Consider the following 19566-nt stretch of genomic DNA (forward strand, 5'->3'; position numbering starts at 1 on the left):
AATACTAACAAACGGATGTGGCTTAATTGTTAAGTTCCGGTTATCTGTTTGTTTGGTTGTCTTTAATTAATCATCATTGTATTGTTATTAACGTGTTGTCTTTCAGTTGATAAGTTGAGGTTTTGATAAGTTTTAGAAATAAAAGTTTAATAAATAATTAGGGTATAGGTTATACTGCTTGTCTAATTTTAACAAGACAAAACTAAGGAACGATGTACCTACAATATCCCAAATTGCCAAAGAAACGATGGATCTACTTATTGATTCCGATATCACTTTCTTTCCTTGGATGGAACATGATTCGCACCTCACGGATAACGTTAAACTTCAATCGAGGTGATAAGATTACTACCGCATCAATATTGGAACTTCCGGCTTCAAACACCGGAAGTTTTTCAGTTTTGACATATAATATTGCCGGATTACCGGAACCAATCTCGAGTGCTGTCACGCCGCGTGCAAGCAGTATTGCGGATATCGGAATGAAAATAAACAGGTATGATGTGGTCAATGTTCAGGAAGATTTTAATTACAACAGGGAACTGTACAGTAATGGAAATGAACACCCTTTCCGAACGGAGACAATGGGCAAAGTACCTTTTAGTGACGGGCTTAATACATTATCAAAATATCCGATTTCAGATATTCAGCGTATCCGATGGAAAGATTGTACCGGAGCAGATTGTCTCACGCCCAAGGGATTTAGTGTAGTCAGTTTACAGTTGGCAAAAGATGTATTTGTAGATCTGTATAACATCCATGCCAACGCACAGGATACGCCGGATGCAGCAGTTGCCAGAGGTAAAAATATGGATCAGTTAGCCTCTTTTATAAAAGAACATTCTAAAGATAAAGCCGTACTGTTAATGGGAGACTTTAATGCACATTACAGCTTCGAACTGGATAATGTCCGCAATTTTATAAAAGAAACCAGAATGATAGACACCTGGGTTTATCTGGAAAATAAAGGTATGGTACCGCATATTGATCCTATGTACTCAGCAGGTGATATATTGGCTATCCGAAAGGACAGAGAATCTATAGATAAGATCATGTTTCGTAACAGTGCCGGCCTGCATTTTATTCCTGAAAGCTATGCGATTGAAAACAGACTGTTTACAGACAAGTCGGGAGCGCCTCTTTCTGACCATTGTGCAGTAAGTTTGTCTTTTTCATGGGAACTATGTCAGTAAAGGCAGTTTGCCGGAAAATGTACCGGCTTTTTATTCTCCGTTAAAATTTATGGTTACGAAGGTTGTATTATTTTCCTGCTGATCTTCTCCAGTCTTCCATTTTGGTCCGTTCTCCAGCATACGGACAGCTTGCTGATCCGTTACTTTGTCAATTCCCGATATCACCTGAATATGTGATGGTTTTCCATTCGGGTCGATTATGAAGGATAACTCTACTTTTCCTTTAGCAGATGTTCCGATTCGTCTGGTTTCTTTTTTGATGTATTTTTCAAAAGCTTTCCATCCGCCTTCAGGTCCTGTTACCTGTTTTACAGATTTCTTCTTGCTGGCATAGTCTGTTACTACGACTTCTTCCAATCCTGCATGTGCAGGACTTAGTTTAACCTGATTATTGGCCAGCTGATTAGATGGAACCTGCTGTGTTTCATATCCAATAGCCCGTACTTCTACTTGTGGATTTGAACCACTTGACAAGAGTTGAAACTGTCCGGCTGAATCGGTTACTGCGGTCAGATCCGTGTTTTTTATCTTTAAAATTGCGCCTTCCAATGGTAAATTTGTCGATTTATCCATCACCTGTCCGCTGATGACATTATTCACCATGGAATTGCTGGCCATTCCCCGTATACGGACGCCAGCGACTTTTCCGGCAAGAGCTGTTGATAGTTCTTCCTTCGGAGAGTTGACAGCGAGTTTGTCGTCTGATAATCCTCTCAGAACTAATGTAGAATCTTTGGCTAAAGACTCCGAAATATGTACTCTGACTCCAGGAGATTTTGGCTGTACAGCAGCCAGAGTTGATTTTTCATCACTGATATCTGATTGCTCGGATTGCGTTACAATATCTTCTGCTGGTTGCTTCTTTTTCGTAATTACATTGGCCAGACGATCTGTTTGTGTAGCAGAAGGAGTAGGAGAAGCCTGTTTTGATGTCTTATCCGCTACATCTGCATCTGTTCCTGAATCCTGAGTAACTGGAGATGAAGGCTCAGGAAGGGTGGTACTTGCGATTTCTTTATTTGCAGGCTGCTGATTGATCATCAGTAAGGCGCCTATCGACAAGAGAAAAAGTACAGAAGCCGCAACAACCCATTTCCTCCATACGGGCATTTGTTTTATTGTATTTTCAGATACACGTTGGGTAATTCGCTTCTTGATATCGGAGAGATCTTGGCTTACCTGCTCCTTATCACTAAACTCTACACCCATAATAATATCCATAAGCATGGGGGCGTCCTGTGCCTGTCGTTCCAATTCGTACATTTCACGTGAAGAAAGCTCTCCATTGTGGTAGCGACGAATATACTCCAAATCCGGTCTATTCCTGTTCATGGGTTCCCTCCATACAATTTTTCAAATTCCTTTTCCCATTCTGAATATAGCTTTTCACCTCTTTGAGGCTATATCCTGTTATTTCTGAGACTTCATTATAGCATTTTTCATTAAGGAAAAATAAATCTATGCTCTTCTTTTGTTTCTCCGGTAGTTTTTCCAGACAATGCTCTAACGAAGTCAATTTTTGTTCTTTATCTTCATGATCATCATCCGGATGCAGAGACCATGGAAATTCCACAAATTCGTCAATAGAAATTTGTTGTTTATTTTTTGCAGACCTTAATTGCATCAGACAATGATTGCGGGAGAGCACGTAGAGCCACTTTCCGAAAGAATGAATTTCCTGCTTATTTACTTTGCTGATCAGCTCTTCGAAAATATTCATGACCGCATCTTTACTCCGTTCGCTGTCCTGCAAGTAGCGCAAGCATACGAAGTAAACCATTTCCGAATGACTTTGATACAGCTTTCCGAGGTAATTGAGATCGCCGGTATCACGATACAGCAACAAAAGCTGTTCGTCACTTGATTCGGTGGGATATGATGGAGCAGAATAATTCATTTGATACCCGAAAAATAGATTATTTTTCTTGTTAATGGAAATTAAAATTGCCGGGATAATTGAAATAGAATGTCTTCAAATATAGAAAAGTTCCGTTTAAGTATCCTTTTTCTACTTATCCTTATTCAATTCCTTTTGCTGTTCTTTCCATTGCTGTGCAAATGATTTATCAGCCAGATGTGGTAATTCTCTGTTATTGCCCCATGCTTTTTTAAAGAAATTACGGAGGATGAAATTTTTAAATTTACCACCAAAAAGATCAATGAGCTTTCTTTTTTTAATAAAATAGGTAAATCCTTTCCAGGCCCGTTGTTCCATCGGAGGAGCCAGTTTTTCCTGTACAGAATCTCTGCGGTTCAACAGCAGTTGCTTCTGGATATCAATACCTACGGGACACACTTCTGTACACTTTCCGCATAAGCTGGAAGCATAGCTCAGGTGTTTGAATTCTTTCATTCCGCTGAGATGCGGCGATATAAGTGAGCCTATAGGTCCTGAATACGTCGTGTCGTAGGTATGTCCACCGATATTTTGGTAAATAGGGCATACATTCAGGCATGCACCGCATCGTATACAATATAAACCCTGGCGCTGATCTTTCTCTGCAAGCAGATTGGTACGGCCATTGTCCAGCAGGATGACATACATCTTTTCCGGACCATCGCTTTCATTTTCCTGACGGGGACCATTCAGAATGGTATTATATACGGTCAGATTCTGCCCTGTTCCGTGTGTGGATAATAAAGGCCAGAAAAGATCCAGATCCAGCATACTGGGAATAATCTTCTCTATCCCGACCAGCGCAATGTGAATATTCGGAAATGTAGTGGTCAGTCGGGCATTTCCTTCATTTTCCGTAATAGCTATACTTCCCGTATCCGCTACCAGAAAATTAGCGCCGGAGATGCCTATTGAAGCGGAAGTATATTTGTCCCGCAACAATTCACGGGCTTTCATTGTCAATTCCTCTGCTGTAGCAGTAAGTGGCGTGTCAAATTTTTCGTGAAACAGTTTTGCAATATCTTCCAGGCTCAGGTGCATGGCCGGGGTAACGATATGGTAAGGCTTTTGTCCTAACAGCTGGATAATGAATTCACCCAGATCACTTTCAACAGCTTCTATACCTTTTTCTGCAAGAAAATGATTAAGTTCAATTTCTTCCGTAGCCATAGATTTGGATTTGATGACACTCTTTGCGCCATGCTGTTCCATAATCTTCCAGATTTCTTCCCGAGCTTCCTGAGCATCATTGGCCCAGATTACTTTACCTCCTCTGGAAGTAAAGTTTGCTTCAAATTCAGGAAGTAATTTATCCAGATTCTCCATCACCTTCCATTTGATCAGGTTCGCTTTGGTTTTGGAATTTTCCAGATCAAAAAACTTACTTTTCCCTTTTTCAAAAGCAACATTGTACTTATCAATATTGGTATTGATAATGTCCCGATGTTTTTGGTCAAAAGATTTTGTCGAGCTTTCTTTAAGGAATTTATCAGCGATTGTATCAGACATGGATTAGTTTTGGATTTATGCTATTACAAAAGTAAAAAAGTTGGTAATGAATTACCAACTTTATAAATATAACGTTAATTGTTGAAATCTATTTTGCGGAATAATGTTAATTCTTCTCTGAAGACTTAAGATTCAAAGCCAGATTCAGTTCATCCAGCTGCGCCTGATCTATAGTTGCAGGAGCGTCGATCATCACATCTCTTCCCGAATTGTTCTTAGGGAAAGCAATGACATCACGGATAGTATCCAGACCTGCAAATACAGACACCATACGGTCAAATCCAAAGGCCAATCCGCCATGTGGAGGTGCTCCGTAGGTAAATGCTTCCATTAAGAAACCGAATTGTTTCTGTGCATCCTCAGGAGAAAAACCAAGGTGCTTGAACATAAGCGATTGCAATTCTTTGTCATGAATACGAATAGACCCACCTCCAATTTCGCTGCCATTAAGGACAAAATCGTAAGCGTTTGCTCTTACTTCTCCCGGATTCGTGTCCAGCAATGGGATATCTTCCGGTTTTGGAGAGGTAAATGGATGGTGCATAGCGTGATAACGACCTGATTCTTCATCCCATTCCAGTAACGGGAAATCTAATACCCAAAGAGGTGCAAATTTATTTTTGTCACGAAGACCTAGCTGATTACCCACTTCCAGCCGAAGCTCACTCAGTTGTTTGCGTACTTTATCTGTAGGACCTGCCATTATTAAAAATAAATCGCCAGGTTTACCGTCAAACGCAACAGCCCATTCTTTAAGCTGCTCCTCTGTATAAAATTTATCTACAGATGATTTGATGGTTCCGTCTTCATTATAACGGGCATATACAAGACCTGTTGCTCCTACCTGCGGACGTTTTACATAGTCCGTCAGTGCATCCAGTTGTTTACGGGTATATCCTGCACAGCCATTTGCATTGATGCCGACAACCAGTTCAGCCTGATCAAATACAGGGAAACCTTTTCCTTTTGTAAGCTCATTTAATTCAACGAATTGCATTCCGAAACGGGTATCTGGTTTGTCAGAACCATAAAGACGCATAGCATCGGCATAAGTCATACGGGGCACTGAACCCAGCTCAAATCCTTTTACAGTTTTGAATAAGTGTTTTGCCAATCCTTCAAACATATTCAGAATATCCTCCTGTTCTACAAAGGACATTTCACAGTCAATCTGCGTAAACTCGGGTTGTCTGTCTGCACGTAAATCTTCATCACGAAAACACTTGACAATCTGAAAATAACGGTCAAATCCGGATACCATCAATAACTGTTTGAAAGTCTGTGGAGATTGCGGCAACGCATAGAATTCTCCTGCATTCATACGGCTTGGAACCACGAAATCGCGGGCTCCTTCCGGAGTTGACTTAATCAGAACAGGTGTTTCCACCTCCAGAAAATTCTGCTCATCAAGATATCTGCGGATTTCCTGCGCCAGTTTGTGGCGAAGAATAAGATTTTGTCTTACAGGATTACGGCGCAGATCCAGATATCTGAATTTCATGCGCAGATCATCCCCTCCATCCGTTTCATCTTCAATAGTAAAAGGAGGCAGTTTGGAAGCATTCAGTATTTCTAAAGAAGAAACCTTGATCTCAATATCTCCGGTCGGGATTTTTGAGTTTTTACTTGACCGTTCAATAACCTGTCCTTCTACTTTTATTACGTATTCACGCCCTAATTCACGTGCAGAAGCGCGCAGCTGCTCGTTGTCATCTGCGTTAAAAGTCAACTGTGTAATTCCATATCTGTCGCGGACATCGATAAAGGTCATTCCTCCCAGATCGCGCGACTTTTGTACCCAACCACTTAAAGTTACGGACTTGCCAAGATCTGAAATCCTAAGCTCTCCGCAGGTATGTGTTCTGTGCATTTCGACTAAAATATTTATGCTGCAAAAATATCTGTTTCCAAGGAGAATAACGAATCTTAGACCGGATATTAAATCAAAATTCTGAAAGAAATATTAGATCGCTTTACTAACAGTATAGTTGTTTTTTGTATCTAGAATCAGGAAAGAGAGGAGGTGTTTTTGTACAAAACCCAAAGAAAATAGAAGCTGTTGCAGAATACCTGAAAAATGCTCCACTTTACCCCACTTGCTTTCAGTTTTTTAGTAAAATCAGTCCTTTTTTACTTCTTTTTCTAGCTAAAAAGTGAAATAATTTCAAAAAATGTAGATTCTTTTTTAATGCTGAACCAAAATTTATTTTAGTTCAAAAATTTGATTTAAATAGTTGTAAAGTAAGTTTTTATGTTTTTAAGGGTTGTGTTTTTTAACTGGGTTTGTAGCGATTTTTCGATGTGGAAAACTTTTTTGTGGTATATTGTGGGGGAAAGTGGGGGAAAGTGTATACTTTTACATCAAATTAGAATAGGATAGTTAGCTAAATGAATCATTTAATCGGAGAATTTGAATGCAAGCTTGACACCAAAGGAAGAATGGTGTTGCCGGCAGCGCTCAAGCGGCAGTTGCCGCATGTGGAGCGTGACGGGCTTGTTGTGAACCGAGGATTCGAGAAACATTTGGTTTTCTATACACGTGAAGAGTGGAATACTATCACAGCTAAGTTGTCAAAATTGAATCAGTTTAACGAGAAGAGCAGGATGTTTGTTCGTGCTTTTACGCGTGGTGCTACAGAGTTGACATTGGATGCTTCTGGTCGTGTACTTTTACCAAAAGGATTGTTGGAATATGCAAACATCGGCGCTGAAGTCGTGCTTGCCTGTCAGTTTAACAAAATAGAGGTTTGGTCGAAAGAAGGGTACGAAGCATTGATGAATGATGGTTTAGGTGATGATTTTGCTGCGTTGGCAGAAGAGGTGATGGGCGGAATGGATTTTGGAGGATTAATGAATGAGTAATGTTTACCATGTTCCGGTAATGCTGAAAGAATGCATTGATGCATTATCCATCAAGCCTGATGGTGTATATGTCGATGTGACGTTTGGTGGTGGGGGGCATTCCCGTGAAATATTGAAACATCTCGGGCCTAAAGGGCGATTGTTCGCTTTTGATCAGGATCCCGACGCTTTGGAAAATGCCATTGCAGATGAACGATTTACTTTAATTCATCAAAACTTCAGGTTTTTGAAAAATAATCTCCGCTTGAACGGAGTCAAAGAGGTTGACGGCATTTTAGCAGATCTGGGTGTTTCCTCACATCAGTTTGATGCGGCCGACAGAGGATTTTCCATTCGCTTTGATGCGGATCTGGATATGCGTATGGATCAGGTATCTGACCTGGATGCTAAAAAAGTTCTTAATACCTATGCTGAAGAGGATTTGCATCGCATATTCGGAATGTACGGAGAAATCATGAATGCTAAATCACTTGCAAAAACGGTTGTGACAGCGAGATTGAGTGCTTCGATAGAGACTGTTGCAGGGCTTAAAGAGGTAATCCGGAAGTTAGTTCCAAAAGGTAAAGAACATAAATACCATGCGCAGGTGTTTCAGGCGCTGCGGATAGAGGTGAATAAAGAGTTGGAAGCTTTGCAGGAATTTTTGTTGCAGACTGTTTCCACGTTAAAGCCTTCCGGAAAGCTTGTGGTGATGTCTTACCATTCTCTTGAAGATCGTCTGGTCAAGAATTTTATGGCTAAAGGTAAATTTAAGGGGGAAGTGGAGAAGGATTTTTTTGGAAATGAAATAAAGCCTTTTCAGGTGATTACGCGTAAGGCGATTACCGCATCTGAAGCAGAATTGAGTACAAATAACAGGTCTCGTAGTGCAAAACTACGGGTTGCCGAGAAAAAGGAGCTATAAGTTCGTGGGAGATCGGCATGAAGAGAAATACAATAAAGCAAAAAGAGTTAAGTGAAGAAGTTCAGGAAGAACTTCAGGATACGGTAGAGGAAAAAGCGGAAGAGACCAAGCATTTTATTAAATCGGTCTTTTCTCCGCAAAAGATAACGACCTATTCTGTTGTAAAGAATCTTCCTTTTGTAGCTTTTATCGCTCTTTTGGCGCTTTTGTATATTTCTAACCGGCACCTGGCAGAGCGGACAGTTCGGCAGATAGACCGGTTGAGCAAGGAAGTTAAAGAGTTGAGTTGGGATTATAAATCGCTCTCTGCAGAGTTGATGAAGAGAACCACTCAGTCTGAAATAGCAAAACGGGCAGATACATTGGGACTAAAAGAGCGAAAGGAGCCGCCAATTAAAATTGAAGTTGTAAAAGAAGATAAAAAATAAAAAAAGTAACCGGGCATGAATATTAGAAAATCCATACTTCTAAGAGTGTATCTCGCATTCGGCCTGATGGTATTGGGGGCGCTGGTTGTTTTTGCAAAACTGGTACATCTTCAATATGTAGACGGGGGAAAGTGGAGAGAAATTTCAGATAGTCTGACTATACAGGAGCGAGAGGTAGAGGCTGCGAGAGGGAATATTTATTCAAATGACGGTAGTATTCTGGCAACTTCCATTCCTGAGTATGATTTGCGTTTTGATGCAATGGCTATTCCGGAAGAGGAAGAAGATATTTTTAATTCTAAAGTAGACTCTCTGGCGTATAAGCTGGCTGGTTTTTTCAAAGACAGATCTGCAAGACAGTATTTGGGACTGCTTAAGCAGGCAAGAAGTAAAAAACAACGGTATGTGATGATCATGCGTGAAGTAACGCATCAGGATCTGAAAAAAGTAAAGGATTTTCCATTGTTCAAATCCTTTAAGGTCGATAAAGATAAATATTCCGGTGGCCTGATTGTGGAGCGGCATAATAAAAGGATTCTTCCTTTTACCAATCTGGCAGCACGTACCATCGGTTATAAAAATACAAAGGGAATTGACACGGTGCGAGTGGGTCTGGAAGGTGCATATGGACACTACATCGACGGTAAAAGTGGTAAAAGATTAGTACAGCGTATTGCCGGTGGTGTATGGGTGCCGATCAACCGTAATATGGAGGTGGCTCCGGTAGACGGTTCTGATATTATTTCGACGATAGATGTCAATATGCAGGATATGGCACAGCGGGCGCTGGAGAAACAATTGCAGATTGTAGATGCAGATAACGGTTGTGTGATTCTGATGGAGGTGAAGACAGGAGAGGTAAGGGCTGTAGCTAATTTCACAAGAGATGAAGAAGGGGTATTCAGGGAGAAATTTAACTATGCGATTGCACTTTCTGCTGAACCGGGATCTACATTCAAACTGGCTTCGTATCTGGCATTGATTGATGACGGAAAAATAGATTCTTCGACAACAGTCGATGTAGGTAATGGAACTTATAAGGTGCCGGGACATACGATAAAAGATTCGCATGCACCCCGGAAATCTATTATGTCTGCAAAATACGCTTTCGAACAGTCTTCAAATGTGGCGATTACCAAGTTGGTCAACACACATTATAAAGATGATCCGTCAAAGTTTACAGACAAGCTGTACAGCATGGGATTGGGTAAAGCACTGCAACTGCAGATTCCTGGAGAAGGAGAACCCAAGATTAAGACACCTAAGGCGAAGTCCTGGAGTAAGCTCTCTTTAGTACAGATGGCTTATGGCTATGAATTGCTCATGACTCCGCTTCAGACATTGACACTGTATAATGCAGTAGCAAATGACGGAAAAATGATAGCGCCTGTATTCGTAAAAGAAATCAGGCATCTGGGAAATACTGTCGAACATTTTCAGGCACGTGTTATCAAAGATAAAATTGCTTCAGAACATGCCCTTTCCGAAATAAGGGGAATGATGGAAGGCACAATGATAGAGGGGACAGGTAAAACTCTTCGCAATCCGCTGTATACCTCCGCTGGTAAAACAGGTACAGCACAGATCGCTGATGGAGCGCGCGGATACAGACAACGGAAATATCAATCTTCGTTTGCCGGATATTTTCCTGCGGAAAATCCGAAGTACTCGATGATTGTCGTGATACGTAACCCCAGAAAGGGATATTACGGAGCGTCTACAGCAGGTCCGGTATTTAAGGAACTTGCAGATATGGTCTTTGCCAATGATTTGTCTATGCATGGAACATTTAGCTCCCGCAAGGTAAATCCGGCCGGAGGTAAGACGCCGTTGACGTTAAAAGGATCAAGGGAAGCATCGATGAAAGTCTATGAAGCTTTAGGTATACGCTCTTTCGACTGGAATGCCGTAGCACAGGGTGTCGTTGATACTTCGAGTCGCGGAGTTCCTTTTGTAGATGTGAGAGTTAAAGAAGGTGTAGTGCCGGATGTAAAAGGAATGGGGCTGATTGATGCCATGTATACCATGGAGAATGCAGGATTTAAAACATATGTATCGGGAAAGGGAAAAGTTATTGAACAATCACTTATTCCCGGTTCAAAGTTGAAGTTTGGAACACAGGTAGCAATTGTATTGAATTAAAAAGATAATGATAAAACTAAAAGACATATTGCATGCTATTCCGGTACAGGAAGTGGTGGGTCAGCTGGATGTTGAGGTGACTTCATTATGTTTTGATTCCCGTCAGGCGAATGAGGGTAGTCTTTTTGTTGCTGTTCGTGGCGTGCATACAGACGGACATTTGTTTATCGAAAAGGCTATTCAGCAAGGTTGTACTCTCATTATGGTGGAAGAGATGCCGGAGGAAAAGAACGAAGGGGTTACTTATATGATGGTTGCAGATACCGCTTATGCATTGGGTATTGCTGCCGGTAATTTCTACGGAAATCCTTCGCGTGAATTGAAGCTGGTCGGGGTGACAGGTACAAATGGTAAGACCACGATTGCAACATTACTGTTCAATCTGTTTACAGCTCTTGGGTATCATGTAGGCTTGCTTTCTACCGTTCAGAATCAGATCGGAGACCGTATTATTCCTGCCACACATACGACTCCGGATCCGGTAGCATTGAATGCATTGCTCCGGGAAATGGTAGATGAAGGCTGTGACTATTGTTTTATGGAAGTCAGTTCGCATGCTGTCGTACAGCAGCGTATTGCGGGGCTTCGCTTTGCCGGAGGTATTTTCAGCAATATCACACACGATCATCTGGATTTTCATAAGACATTTGATAATTACATAAAAGCGAAAAAGAAATTTTTTGATGATCTGGATCGCTTCGCATTTGCATTGACCAATGGAGATGAGAAGAATGGTTCTGTCATGCTACAGAATACGTTTGCGCATAAGAAAACATACGGACTAAAAGGTGTGGCTGATTTTAAAGCCAAAATTATTGAAAGCCATTTTGATGGTATGCTGCTCAATATTGAGGGACATGAAGTGTGGGTTAAGCTGGTTGGTGAGTTTAATGCTTATAATATTCTGGCAGTATATGGAGCTGCAATCTTACTGGAGCAGGAGACGGTAAAAGTCCTGACTGCCCTTAGCCAGATCACAGGTGCGGAAGGACGCTTTGAAGCAATCACATCTAAAAACGGAGTGATTGGTATTGTGGACTATGCTCATACGCCGGATGCGGTTGCAAATGTGCTGAGCACCATTAACAATCTACGCAAAAAAGAACAGCAGATTATCACAGTGCTGGGCTGCGGAGGCGATCGGGATAAAACAAAACGTCCAGAGATGGCTGAAGTTGCTGCCAAAATGAGTGATAAAGTGATTATAACTTCCGATAATCCACGCACCGAAGATCCGGTACAGATTATCAAAGATATGGAGCCGGGCATTCCTGCAGACAGAAAGAAAAATGTATTCTCGATCACAGATCGTAAAGAAGCTATCCGTGCGGCATGTCATCTTGCTCAGCCAGGCGACATTGTTCTTGTCGCAGGTAAAGGGCATGAAAAATATCAGGACATCAATGGTGTGAAACATCATTTTGATGATCGTGAAGAATTGGAAAAAACGTTTAATGAATAATACCAAAAGAGATGTTATACTACTTATTTACATGGTTAAATGAACATATCCACATTCCGGGAGCGGGGTTGTTTCAGTACATCTCTTTCCGTACGGCAATGGCGGTTATTCTTTCATTGATAATCACCACCGTATATGGTAGCAGATTGATACGCATACTGCATAATAAGCAGGTCGGTGAGACCATTCGTGATTTGGGACTGGAGGGAGAGAAGAAGAAGCAAGGTACCCCAACAATGGGTGGTCTGATCATCATTGCAGGTATACTGGTGCCTACATTACTGTTTGCGAAGATAGATAACATCTATATCATCCTGATGATCGTGACTACATTATGGATGGGCGCGATCGGTTTTCTGGACGATTATATTAAGGTTTTTAAGAAGAATAAAGAAGGATTACAAGGGAAGTTCAAAGTAATTGGTCAGGTCGGATTAGGAGTATTCATAGCAGTGACAATGTATTTCCATCCGGAAATAGTTGTTCGTCAGCAGGTAGCTCATCCCGGCTCACTCAAACCGGTGGAAGTATCTATTAATAGTCAGACCGGTGAGAAATATTATACGGAGAATGTGAAGTCCAGCAAGACAAACATCCCATTTTATAAGAACAATGAATTTGACTACGCAAAGGTACTGACCATGTTTGGCCTAAGGGGAGACATGATCACCTTTATGGTTTTTCTGGTTATGGTAGTCGTGATTGTGACCGCTGTTTCCAATGGTGCTAATATTACAGATGGGATAGATGGTCTGGCAGCAGGTACATCTACTATAATCGGTATTACACTAGCCATACTGGCATATGTATCCGGTAACGTGATTTTCTCGGACTATCTGAATATCATGTATATCCCCAATTCGGGAGAACTTGTGATTTTCGCAGGAGCATTTATTGGAGCCTGTACAGGATTTCTTTGGTACAATGCTTATCCGGCTCAGGTATTTATGGGAGATACGGGAAGTTTGGCGATCGGAGGGATCATTGCTGCTTTTGCTATTCTCATCCGAAAAGAATTATTGATACCCGTGCTGTGTGGTGTATTTCTGATAGAGAATCTATCCGTGATGATGCAGGTGGGATATTTTAAATATACCAAGAAGAAATATGGAGAGGGACGCCGGATTTTTCTGATGTCTCCTTTGCATCACCATTATCAGAAGAAAGGGTATCACGAAGCTAAGATCGTGACACGATTTGTAATTGTGGGAGTTCTATTGGCAATATTGACAATCGTTACTTTAAAAGTGAGATAAAAAATGGCAAATATAGCGCAGACATATTATCCTCAAAGTGGCAAGCTGATTGTTCTCGGTGCCGGTGAAAGCGGTGTCGGGGCAGCAATATTGGCGCTGCAAAAAGGATTTGAGGTGCTGGTCTCCGATAAAGGAGTCATTGCCGAAAAATATCAGCAGCAGTTAGAGGATGCCGGCATTGCTTATGAGTCTGGCCGTCATTCTGAAGAACTTATTCTGGATGCAGACCTTGTTGTCAAGAGTCCGGGTATTCCGGAGACGGCACCATTGGTGGTGGCATTAAAACAAAAAGGAATTCCTGTTATCGGGGAGATAGAGTTTGCAGCACAATATACAGATGCAAAGCTCTATTGTATCACCGGTTCAAACGGCAAGTCAACAACTACTATGTTGACCTACTATATATTGCAGAAAGCAGGGGTAAATGTAGGTCTTGCGGGAAATATAGGTCGCAGCTTTGCCCTTCAGGTTGCACAGGAGCAATTTGATGTTTATGTATTAGAAATTTCCAGTTTTATGCTGGATGATATGTATCAGTTCCGTGCAGATGTAGCCGTGATCCTTAATATCACACCGGATCATTTAGACCGGTACGACCATAAAATGGAAAACTACGTGGATTCCAAATTCAGGATGATCCGCAACCAGACAGCAAATGATTATTTCATCTATTGTCTGGATGATGAAGAGACAGTAAAAGGACTGGAACGACACCATACTGAGGCAGCGATTTGGCCTATGACACAGGAACAGGTGATCAACCCGGGCGCATATTTAGATCAAGAGAAGAATATTATAATCAACACCCCTAAAGGAGAGCAATTTATTATGAATACGGAAGATTTGTCATTACAGGGCAAGCACAATGTGTACAACAACATGGCGGCAGGATTAGTAGCGAAAGTTCAGGAATTACGTAACCGCTCTATGCAGGAAAGCATGAGTTCATACGTTAATATCCCGCATAGGTTGGAGCATGTGGCTTGTATCGGAGGCGTGAATTATATCAATGACTCCAAAGCGACTAATGTCAATTCTGTATGGTATGCATTAGAAAGCTTTTCACCACAGATCGTTTTGATCATGGGGGGAGTGGACAAAGGAAATGATTACGAAATGCTTCGCGATCTGGTACGCTCTAAAGTTCGTGCTATCATATGTATAGGTAAAGATAATACCCGTATTCATGAATCATTTGAAGAAGATACAGATGTAATCGTCAACAGTTCTTCTATGAAAGATGCTGTAGAGATTGCTTCACATATTGCGCAAAAAGGAGATACCGTATTATTATCGCCGGCTTGTGCAAGTTTTGACTGGTTCAAAAACTATGAAGAGCGTGGAGACAAATTCAAAGAAGCTGTAATGGCTTTGTAGAAAGAACAGAAGTAAACAACATTTAAATAAAACGGAGTATGGAACAACTATTTTCTAAAGCAAAAGGCGATCGCTGGATTTGGATTATAGTCCTCATTTTGTCTGGCTGGTCATTATTGGCCGTATATAGTTCTGTCGGAACATTAGCCTACAAAGAGGGGAAAGGGACAGAAATGTACCTGTTGAAACATTTTTCCATAATAGCCATTGGTTTTGTTTTAATGTATTTTTCACATAAAGTGGATTACAGGTATTATGCTGGTATATCCAAATTGTTGATGTTGATCACCATACCCTTGCTACTCTATACTTTGCTGTTTGGTAGTAAAGTAAATGATGCAAGTCGCTGGGTGACGATTCCTGTAATCAATCAGACTTTTCAGACATCCGATTTGGCCAAGCTGGCCCTGATTACTTTTCTGGCGAGAATGCTATCCCGCAAGCAAGAAGAAATCAAGGACGTCAAAAAATCCTTTGTCCCGATTATGGGATCGGTTTGTGTCATCTTCGTTTTGATTGCATTGGCCAATCTTTCGACGGCTTTGATGCTCTTTGGCGTAAGTATTCTGCTGTTACTGATCGGGCGGATCAGTTTTAAACAGATTGCAGTGGTGAGTTTAGGTGTAGGTTTTTTATTGTCTCTGGTTATTCTGTTTGGTCCAAGACGTCAAACTTATTACAGTCGTATTAAATCGTTCTTTAAGACAGAAGAAGTACATACAGAGGAAAGGGTTTCCTTTCAGGATGATAAAAATTATCAGGCGAATAACGCTAAGATTGCGATTGCGACAGGAGGTGTTTTTGGTAAAGGTCCGGGTAATAGTATGCAGCGAAATGTGCTGCCTCACCCATATTCGGATTTTATTTTTGCAATCATTATAGAGGAATACGGGACAATAGGAGGTGTCATCTTACTGACGCTCTACATTGTATTGATGTACCGGTGCATACGGATCGTGACGATGAGTCCGCGGGCATTCGGTGCTTTTCTGGCGGCAGGCTTAGGCTTTAGTCTCACAATACAGGCTTTGGCCAATATGGCGGTGGCAGTAGGATTAGGTCCGGTCACAGGGGTTCCGTTGCCACTGGTCAGTATGGGAGGAACATCTATTCTCTTCACCAGTGTTGCATTGGGGATTATCCTGAGTGTGAGCCGGAATATTGAAGAATTAAAAGGGAAAGAAGAGCTGGAGGAAAAAGCGAAACCTAAAAAGGTCGTAGTAGGAACTTTAGCATAAGAGATATAGTAAAAGACATGGCAAAGAAAGTAATCATAAGCGGAGGCGGTACAGGAGGACATATCTTTCCTGCGATAGCGATAGCTAATGCTTTGTTGCGTCTTGATCCGGCTACAGAAATTCTGTTTGTCGGTGCAAATGGTAAAATGGAGATGGAGAAAGTGCCGGCTGCAGGGTATCAGATCGAGGGATTGGATATTGTAGGTATCAACCGTCAGCATCTCTGGAAAAATATTATGCTGCCTTTCAAATTGATACGCAGTCTGTGGCAGGCACGGAAAATTATAAAAAAATTCAAACCGGATGTAGCGATTGGTGTAGGAGGATTTGCTTCAGGACCACTGCTTATGATGGCTAATAGAATGGCGATCCCGACTTTGCTTCAGGAACAAAATTCGTATGCAGGAGTGACCAATAAAAAATTGAGTGTGAAGGCTGCGAAGATATGTGTCGCATTTGAAGGAATGGAACAATTTTTTCCGGCAGACAAAATATTGCTAACCGGTAATCCGATCAGACGAGCGTCTGTCAATGTTGAAGGTAAAGAACAGGAAGCATTGAATGCATTTGGTCTGGATATCAATAAAAAGACAATTCTTGTGACAGGAGGAAGTCTCGGAGCACGTACATTAAATGATTGTGTAAAAAATAGTCTGGACTTGTTGAAGGCTAATGATGTACAGGTCATCTGGCAATGTGGAGGATATTATTATGATAGCCTTCAGGAAGAATTAAAAGATACATTGCCTGAACAGATAAAAATGACTGCATTTCTGCAACGTATGGATTATGCCTATGCGGCAGCTGACTGTATTATTGCCAGATCCGGTGCAGGAACCATTTCTGAATTGTGTGTGGTTGGTAAGCCGGTTATTATGGTGCCTTCGCCCAACGTTGCAGAAGATCATCAGACCAAAAATGCGCTTTCGCTCGTGAATAAGAAAGCAGCAGTTCTGGTCAGAGACGCAGAAGCAGGAGAGAAATTAATAACAACTGCTCTTCAGTTATTGAATGATGTAGAGCGATCAGCAGAATTGAGTGCCAATATTAAAAAACTGGCATTGCTCGATGCAGATGATGTAATTGCAAAACAGGTTATTGAAATAGCAAAATAGGAATATGAATATCGATAATATAAAACGGGTTTATCTGATTGGCATCGGCGGTATAGGCATGAGTGGGTTGGCGCGCTATTTTCATCGGTTGGGATGTGAAGTGGCAGGCTATGATAAGACCGAATCCGATCTTACTGATACACTGGTACAGGAAGGAATTCCGGTCATCTATGAAGATAACACAGATGCTATTCCGGAATCATTTATGCATACCGGCCCGGACACTTTGATTATCTATACTCCGGCTGTTCCAAAAGAACTGAAGATCAAAAATTACCTCAGTAATCTTGGGCATGAGCTGTATAAGCGTTCACAGGTTTTAGGCTTTATCAGTGCCAGCCGGTTTACGATTGCGGTAGCTGGTACACATGGTAAGACTACTACTTCTACAATGATCGCGCATATTCTGAAAGATTCCGGATATGACTGTTCGGCGTTCCTTGGCGGAATTAGTTCTAACTATGATTCTAATGTGCTGTTTGGTTCGAATAATACAGTCGTTGTAGAGGCTGATGAGTACGACAGATCGTTTTTGACACTGCATCCGAATATTGCGGTTGTGACCTCAGCAGATGCTGATCACCTGGATATTTATGGAGACGAAAGCCATTTAATAGAATCCTTTTCCCTGTTTCTGGATCGTGTAGTTGAAGATGGGACACGTATAGTGAAAACCGGATTGCCGTTTAAAGGGCAGATCAGTTATTCAGGAAAAGGGGAAGGAGATGTGTATGCGGAAAATATACATGTCAGAGAGGGAGAATTTTACTTTGATTATGTGCATCCGGAGGGTAAGATAAGTGATATTCACTTAGGAATACCGGGGATTCACAATGTAGAAAATGCTGTAGCTGCAATTACAGCAGCACGGCTATTGGGTATTGCTGATGCAAAAATTGTAAACGCCCTGAGCACTTTCAAGGGAGTGAAACGCAGATTTGAATATATCGTTCGTAATCCGCAGACTATATACATTGATGATTATGCACATCATCCGGAAGAGTTAAGAGCATTTATTTCTTCGATGCGCAAATTATATCCGACGAAGAAGCTAACGGTTGTTTTTCAGCCTCACCTTTTTAGTCGTACCCGGGATTTTGTTGACGGCTTTGCTGACGTACTGGCGATGGCAGATGAGCTGTTGCTAATGGAGATATACCCGGCGAGAGAGTTGCCGATAGAAGGAGTTACATCCACATGGCTGGCGGATAAGATAAAATTAGACAACAAACGTGTAGTATCACCTCAGGAAGTATTAACTATTATCAAAGAGGAGAAACCGGAGCTGGTGGTAACAGTTGGAGCCGGAGATATTGATAGATTGATAAAACCATTAAAAGCAATATTGGACAATGCTCAATAAGTTGCGTAACATACGATGGAGTGCGGTATTATATGCCGTGCTTGGTATTGTGGCCTTAGCCGGAGTGGGGATGCTTATGTCCTTAGTCGGAAAAAAGGACAATGCACAGGTATGTACAGACTTACATGTTATTATTGAAGGTAAAGAAACCTTTATTGATCAGCAGGATATTTCCAATCTGATCAACAAGACATACGGATCAGTTGCCGGTAAACAACTGTCGAGTATACCTCTGCATAAGATAGAGTTGACACTCGAAAAATTACCCTATGTATCGTCAGCAGAAGTGCATATGGATATGGATGGGGTGATGCAGGTAAAAGTTAGCCAGCGTGAAGTCATCATGCGTGTAATCAATAAAGCGGGAAAGGACTTTTATGTGGATCCAACCGGATTGAAGATTCCGGTTACCCTTAAATATGTTCCCCGGGTTTTGGTGGCGACTGGTAATATTTCAGAAGGCTATAAGCAGGCGCTCGATACAATTGAGTCCGGGACATTGAAAAATTTACTTGAAGTCGTCAAATATGTAAATAATGATGAGCTCTGGGGCAATCAGGTCGTTCAGTTGTATGTAAACGACGATAAGGATATCGAATTGATTCCCCGTGTAGGTAGCCAGGATCTGGTTATCGGGAATGCGGATTCACTGGAAAGTAAGTTTGATCGTTTAAAGCTTTTTTACAATCAGATCTTACCGAGAGTAGGAACAGAGGCATACAATAAAATAAATGTAAAATATGCACACCAGATTGTGTGCGAACGAAAGGGGAGTTGGACTATTGATAGTCTGTCTATCGTTAAAAAGTAAATACAGGAA

The 19566-nt window shown here is 41.4% G+C and carries 16 protein-coding genes; 12 read left to right on the forward strand and 4 right to left on the reverse strand.

Going from position 1 to position 19566, the window contains the following annotated elements:
• Positions 1-212: 212 nt before the first annotated feature.
• Positions 213-1193: an endonuclease/exonuclease/phosphatase family protein gene (locus tag I6J02_RS11040; RefSeq protein ID WP_201678063.1), complete on the forward strand. Its 981-nt coding sequence runs from the start codon at positions 213-215 to the stop codon at positions 1191-1193.
• A gap of 30 nt (positions 1194-1223) precedes the next feature.
• Here I6J02_RS11040 and I6J02_RS11045 read toward each other — a convergent pair whose 3' ends face one another.
• From I6J02_RS11045 to aspS, 4 genes are all read right to left on the reverse strand, one after another.
• Positions 1224-2525 (reverse strand): energy transducer TonB, encoded by a 1302-nt coding sequence (locus tag I6J02_RS11045; RefSeq protein WP_201678064.1) that lies wholly within the window; start codon positions 2523-2525, stop codon positions 1224-1226.
• Entirely contained in the window at positions 2512-3090 is a 579-nt protein-coding gene (locus I6J02_RS11050; protein WP_201678065.1) for an RNA polymerase sigma factor, read from the reverse strand. The genes I6J02_RS11045 and I6J02_RS11050 overlap by 14 nt, the downstream gene beginning before the upstream one ends.
• Before the next feature lie 111 nt (positions 3091-3201).
• Positions 3202-4599, reverse strand: coding sequence for a LutB/LldF family L-lactate oxidation iron-sulfur protein (locus tag I6J02_RS11055; RefSeq protein WP_201678066.1), 1398 nt, complete (start codon positions 4597-4599; stop codon positions 3202-3204).
• A 106-nt stretch (positions 4600-4705) separates the two neighbouring features.
• A complete protein-coding gene (gene aspS, locus I6J02_RS11060; RefSeq protein WP_201678067.1) occupies positions 4706-6469 on the reverse strand; it encodes an aspartate--tRNA ligase in 1764 nt (587 codons plus the stop codon).
• A 518-nt stretch (positions 6470-6987) separates the two neighbouring features.
• Between aspS and mraZ the strand changes: the two genes are divergently transcribed.
• Genes mraZ through I6J02_RS11115 form a run of 11 tightly spaced genes read left to right on the forward strand, consistent with a single transcriptional unit; the run spans position 6988 to position 19557 of the window.
• Entirely contained in the window at positions 6988-7461 is a 474-nt protein-coding gene (gene mraZ, locus I6J02_RS11065; RefSeq protein ID WP_003002303.1) for a division/cell wall cluster transcriptional repressor MraZ, read from the forward strand.
• Entirely contained in the window at positions 7454-8365 is a 912-nt protein-coding gene (gene rsmH, locus I6J02_RS11070; protein ID WP_201678068.1) for a 16S rRNA (cytosine(1402)-N(4))-methyltransferase RsmH, read from the forward strand. The genes mraZ and rsmH overlap by 8 nt, the downstream gene beginning before the upstream one ends.
• Before the next feature lie 17 nt (positions 8366-8382).
• Entirely contained in the window at positions 8383-8793 is a 411-nt protein-coding gene (locus I6J02_RS11075; protein WP_115169736.1) for an FtsL-like putative cell division protein, read from the forward strand.
• 15 nt (positions 8794-8808) lie between these two features.
• On the forward strand, positions 8809-10935 hold the full coding sequence (locus tag I6J02_RS11080; RefSeq protein WP_201678069.1) for a penicillin-binding protein: 2127 nt from the start codon (positions 8809-8811) through the stop codon (positions 10933-10935).
• A gap of 7 nt (positions 10936-10942) precedes the next feature.
• Positions 10943-12397, forward strand: coding sequence for a UDP-N-acetylmuramoyl-L-alanyl-D-glutamate--2,6-diaminopimelate ligase (locus tag I6J02_RS11085; protein WP_201678070.1), 1455 nt, complete (start codon positions 10943-10945; stop codon positions 12395-12397).
• A gap of 11 nt (positions 12398-12408) precedes the next feature.
• Positions 12409-13653: a phospho-N-acetylmuramoyl-pentapeptide-transferase gene (gene mraY / locus I6J02_RS11090; protein WP_003002298.1), complete on the forward strand. Its 1245-nt coding sequence runs from the start codon at positions 12409-12411 to the stop codon at positions 13651-13653.
• Between the two features lie 3 nt (positions 13654-13656).
• Complete coding sequence (murD, locus tag I6J02_RS11095) at positions 13657-15030, forward strand: UDP-N-acetylmuramoyl-L-alanine--D-glutamate ligase (protein WP_201678071.1); 1374 nt, start codon at positions 13657-13659, stop codon at positions 15028-15030.
• Between the two features lie 38 nt (positions 15031-15068).
• A complete protein-coding gene (locus I6J02_RS11100) occupies positions 15069-16268 on the forward strand; it encodes an FtsW/RodA/SpoVE family cell cycle protein (RefSeq protein WP_003002296.1) in 1200 nt (399 codons plus the stop codon).
• A gap of 17 nt (positions 16269-16285) precedes the next feature.
• Positions 16286-17383 (forward strand): undecaprenyldiphospho-muramoylpentapeptide beta-N-acetylglucosaminyltransferase, encoded by a 1098-nt coding sequence (gene murG, locus I6J02_RS11105; RefSeq protein ID WP_201678072.1) that lies wholly within the window; start codon positions 16286-16288, stop codon positions 17381-17383.
• Positions 17384-17387: 4 nt separating this feature from the next.
• Positions 17388-18746 (forward strand): UDP-N-acetylmuramate--L-alanine ligase, encoded by a 1359-nt coding sequence (gene murC, locus I6J02_RS11110; RefSeq protein ID WP_201678073.1) that lies wholly within the window; start codon positions 17388-17390, stop codon positions 18744-18746.
• A complete protein-coding gene (locus tag I6J02_RS11115; protein WP_201678074.1) occupies positions 18736-19557 on the forward strand; it encodes a cell division protein FtsQ/DivIB in 822 nt (273 codons plus the stop codon). The genes murC and I6J02_RS11115 overlap by 11 nt, the downstream gene beginning before the upstream one ends.
• The last annotated feature ends 9 nt before the right edge of the window (positions 19558-19566 follow it).

The organism is Sphingobacterium spiritivorum, from assembly GCF_016725325.1.
In the GTDB taxonomy this organism is placed as follows: Bacteria; Bacteroidota; Bacteroidia; order Sphingobacteriales; family Sphingobacteriaceae; genus Sphingobacterium.

Excerpts from the sequence above, each read along its gene's own strand:
- I6J02_RS11040 (WP_201678063.1), top strand. The coding sequence starts at position 213 with ATGTACCTACAATATCCCAAATTGCCAAAGAAACGATGGATCTACTTA.
- I6J02_RS11045 (WP_201678064.1), bottom strand. The coding sequence starts at position 2,525 with ATGAACAGGAATAGACCGGATTTGGAGTATATTCGTCGCTACCACAAT.
- I6J02_RS11050 (WP_201678065.1), bottom strand. The coding sequence starts at position 3,090 with ATGAATTATTCTGCTCCATCATATCCCACCGAATCAAGTGACGAACAG.
- I6J02_RS11055 (WP_201678066.1), bottom strand. The coding sequence starts at position 4,599 with ATGTCTGATACAATCGCTGATAAATTCCTTAAAGAAAGCTCGACAAAA.
- aspS (WP_201678067.1), bottom strand. The coding sequence starts at position 6,469 with ATGCACAGAACACATACCTGCGGAGAGCTTAGGATTTCAGATCTTGGC.
- mraZ (WP_003002303.1), top strand. The coding sequence starts at position 6,988 with ATGAATCATTTAATCGGAGAATTTGAATGCAAGCTTGACACCAAAGGA.
- rsmH (WP_201678068.1), top strand. The coding sequence starts at position 7,454 with ATGAGTAATGTTTACCATGTTCCGGTAATGCTGAAAGAATGCATTGAT.
- I6J02_RS11075 (WP_115169736.1), top strand. The coding sequence starts at position 8,383 with ATGAAGAGAAATACAATAAAGCAAAAAGAGTTAAGTGAAGAAGTTCAG.
- I6J02_RS11080 (WP_201678069.1), top strand. The coding sequence starts at position 8,809 with ATGAATATTAGAAAATCCATACTTCTAAGAGTGTATCTCGCATTCGGC.
- I6J02_RS11085 (WP_201678070.1), top strand. The coding sequence starts at position 10,943 with ATGATAAAACTAAAAGACATATTGCATGCTATTCCGGTACAGGAAGTG.
- mraY (WP_003002298.1), top strand. The coding sequence starts at position 12,409 with ATGTTATACTACTTATTTACATGGTTAAATGAACATATCCACATTCCG.
- murD (WP_201678071.1), top strand. The coding sequence starts at position 13,657 with ATGGCAAATATAGCGCAGACATATTATCCTCAAAGTGGCAAGCTGATT.
- I6J02_RS11100 (WP_003002296.1), top strand. The coding sequence starts at position 15,069 with ATGGAACAACTATTTTCTAAAGCAAAAGGCGATCGCTGGATTTGGATT.
- murG (WP_201678072.1), top strand. The coding sequence starts at position 16,286 with ATGGCAAAGAAAGTAATCATAAGCGGAGGCGGTACAGGAGGACATATC.
- murC (WP_201678073.1), top strand. The coding sequence starts at position 17,388 with ATGAATATCGATAATATAAAACGGGTTTATCTGATTGGCATCGGCGGT.
- I6J02_RS11115 (WP_201678074.1), top strand. The coding sequence starts at position 18,736 with ATGCTCAATAAGTTGCGTAACATACGATGGAGTGCGGTATTATATGCC.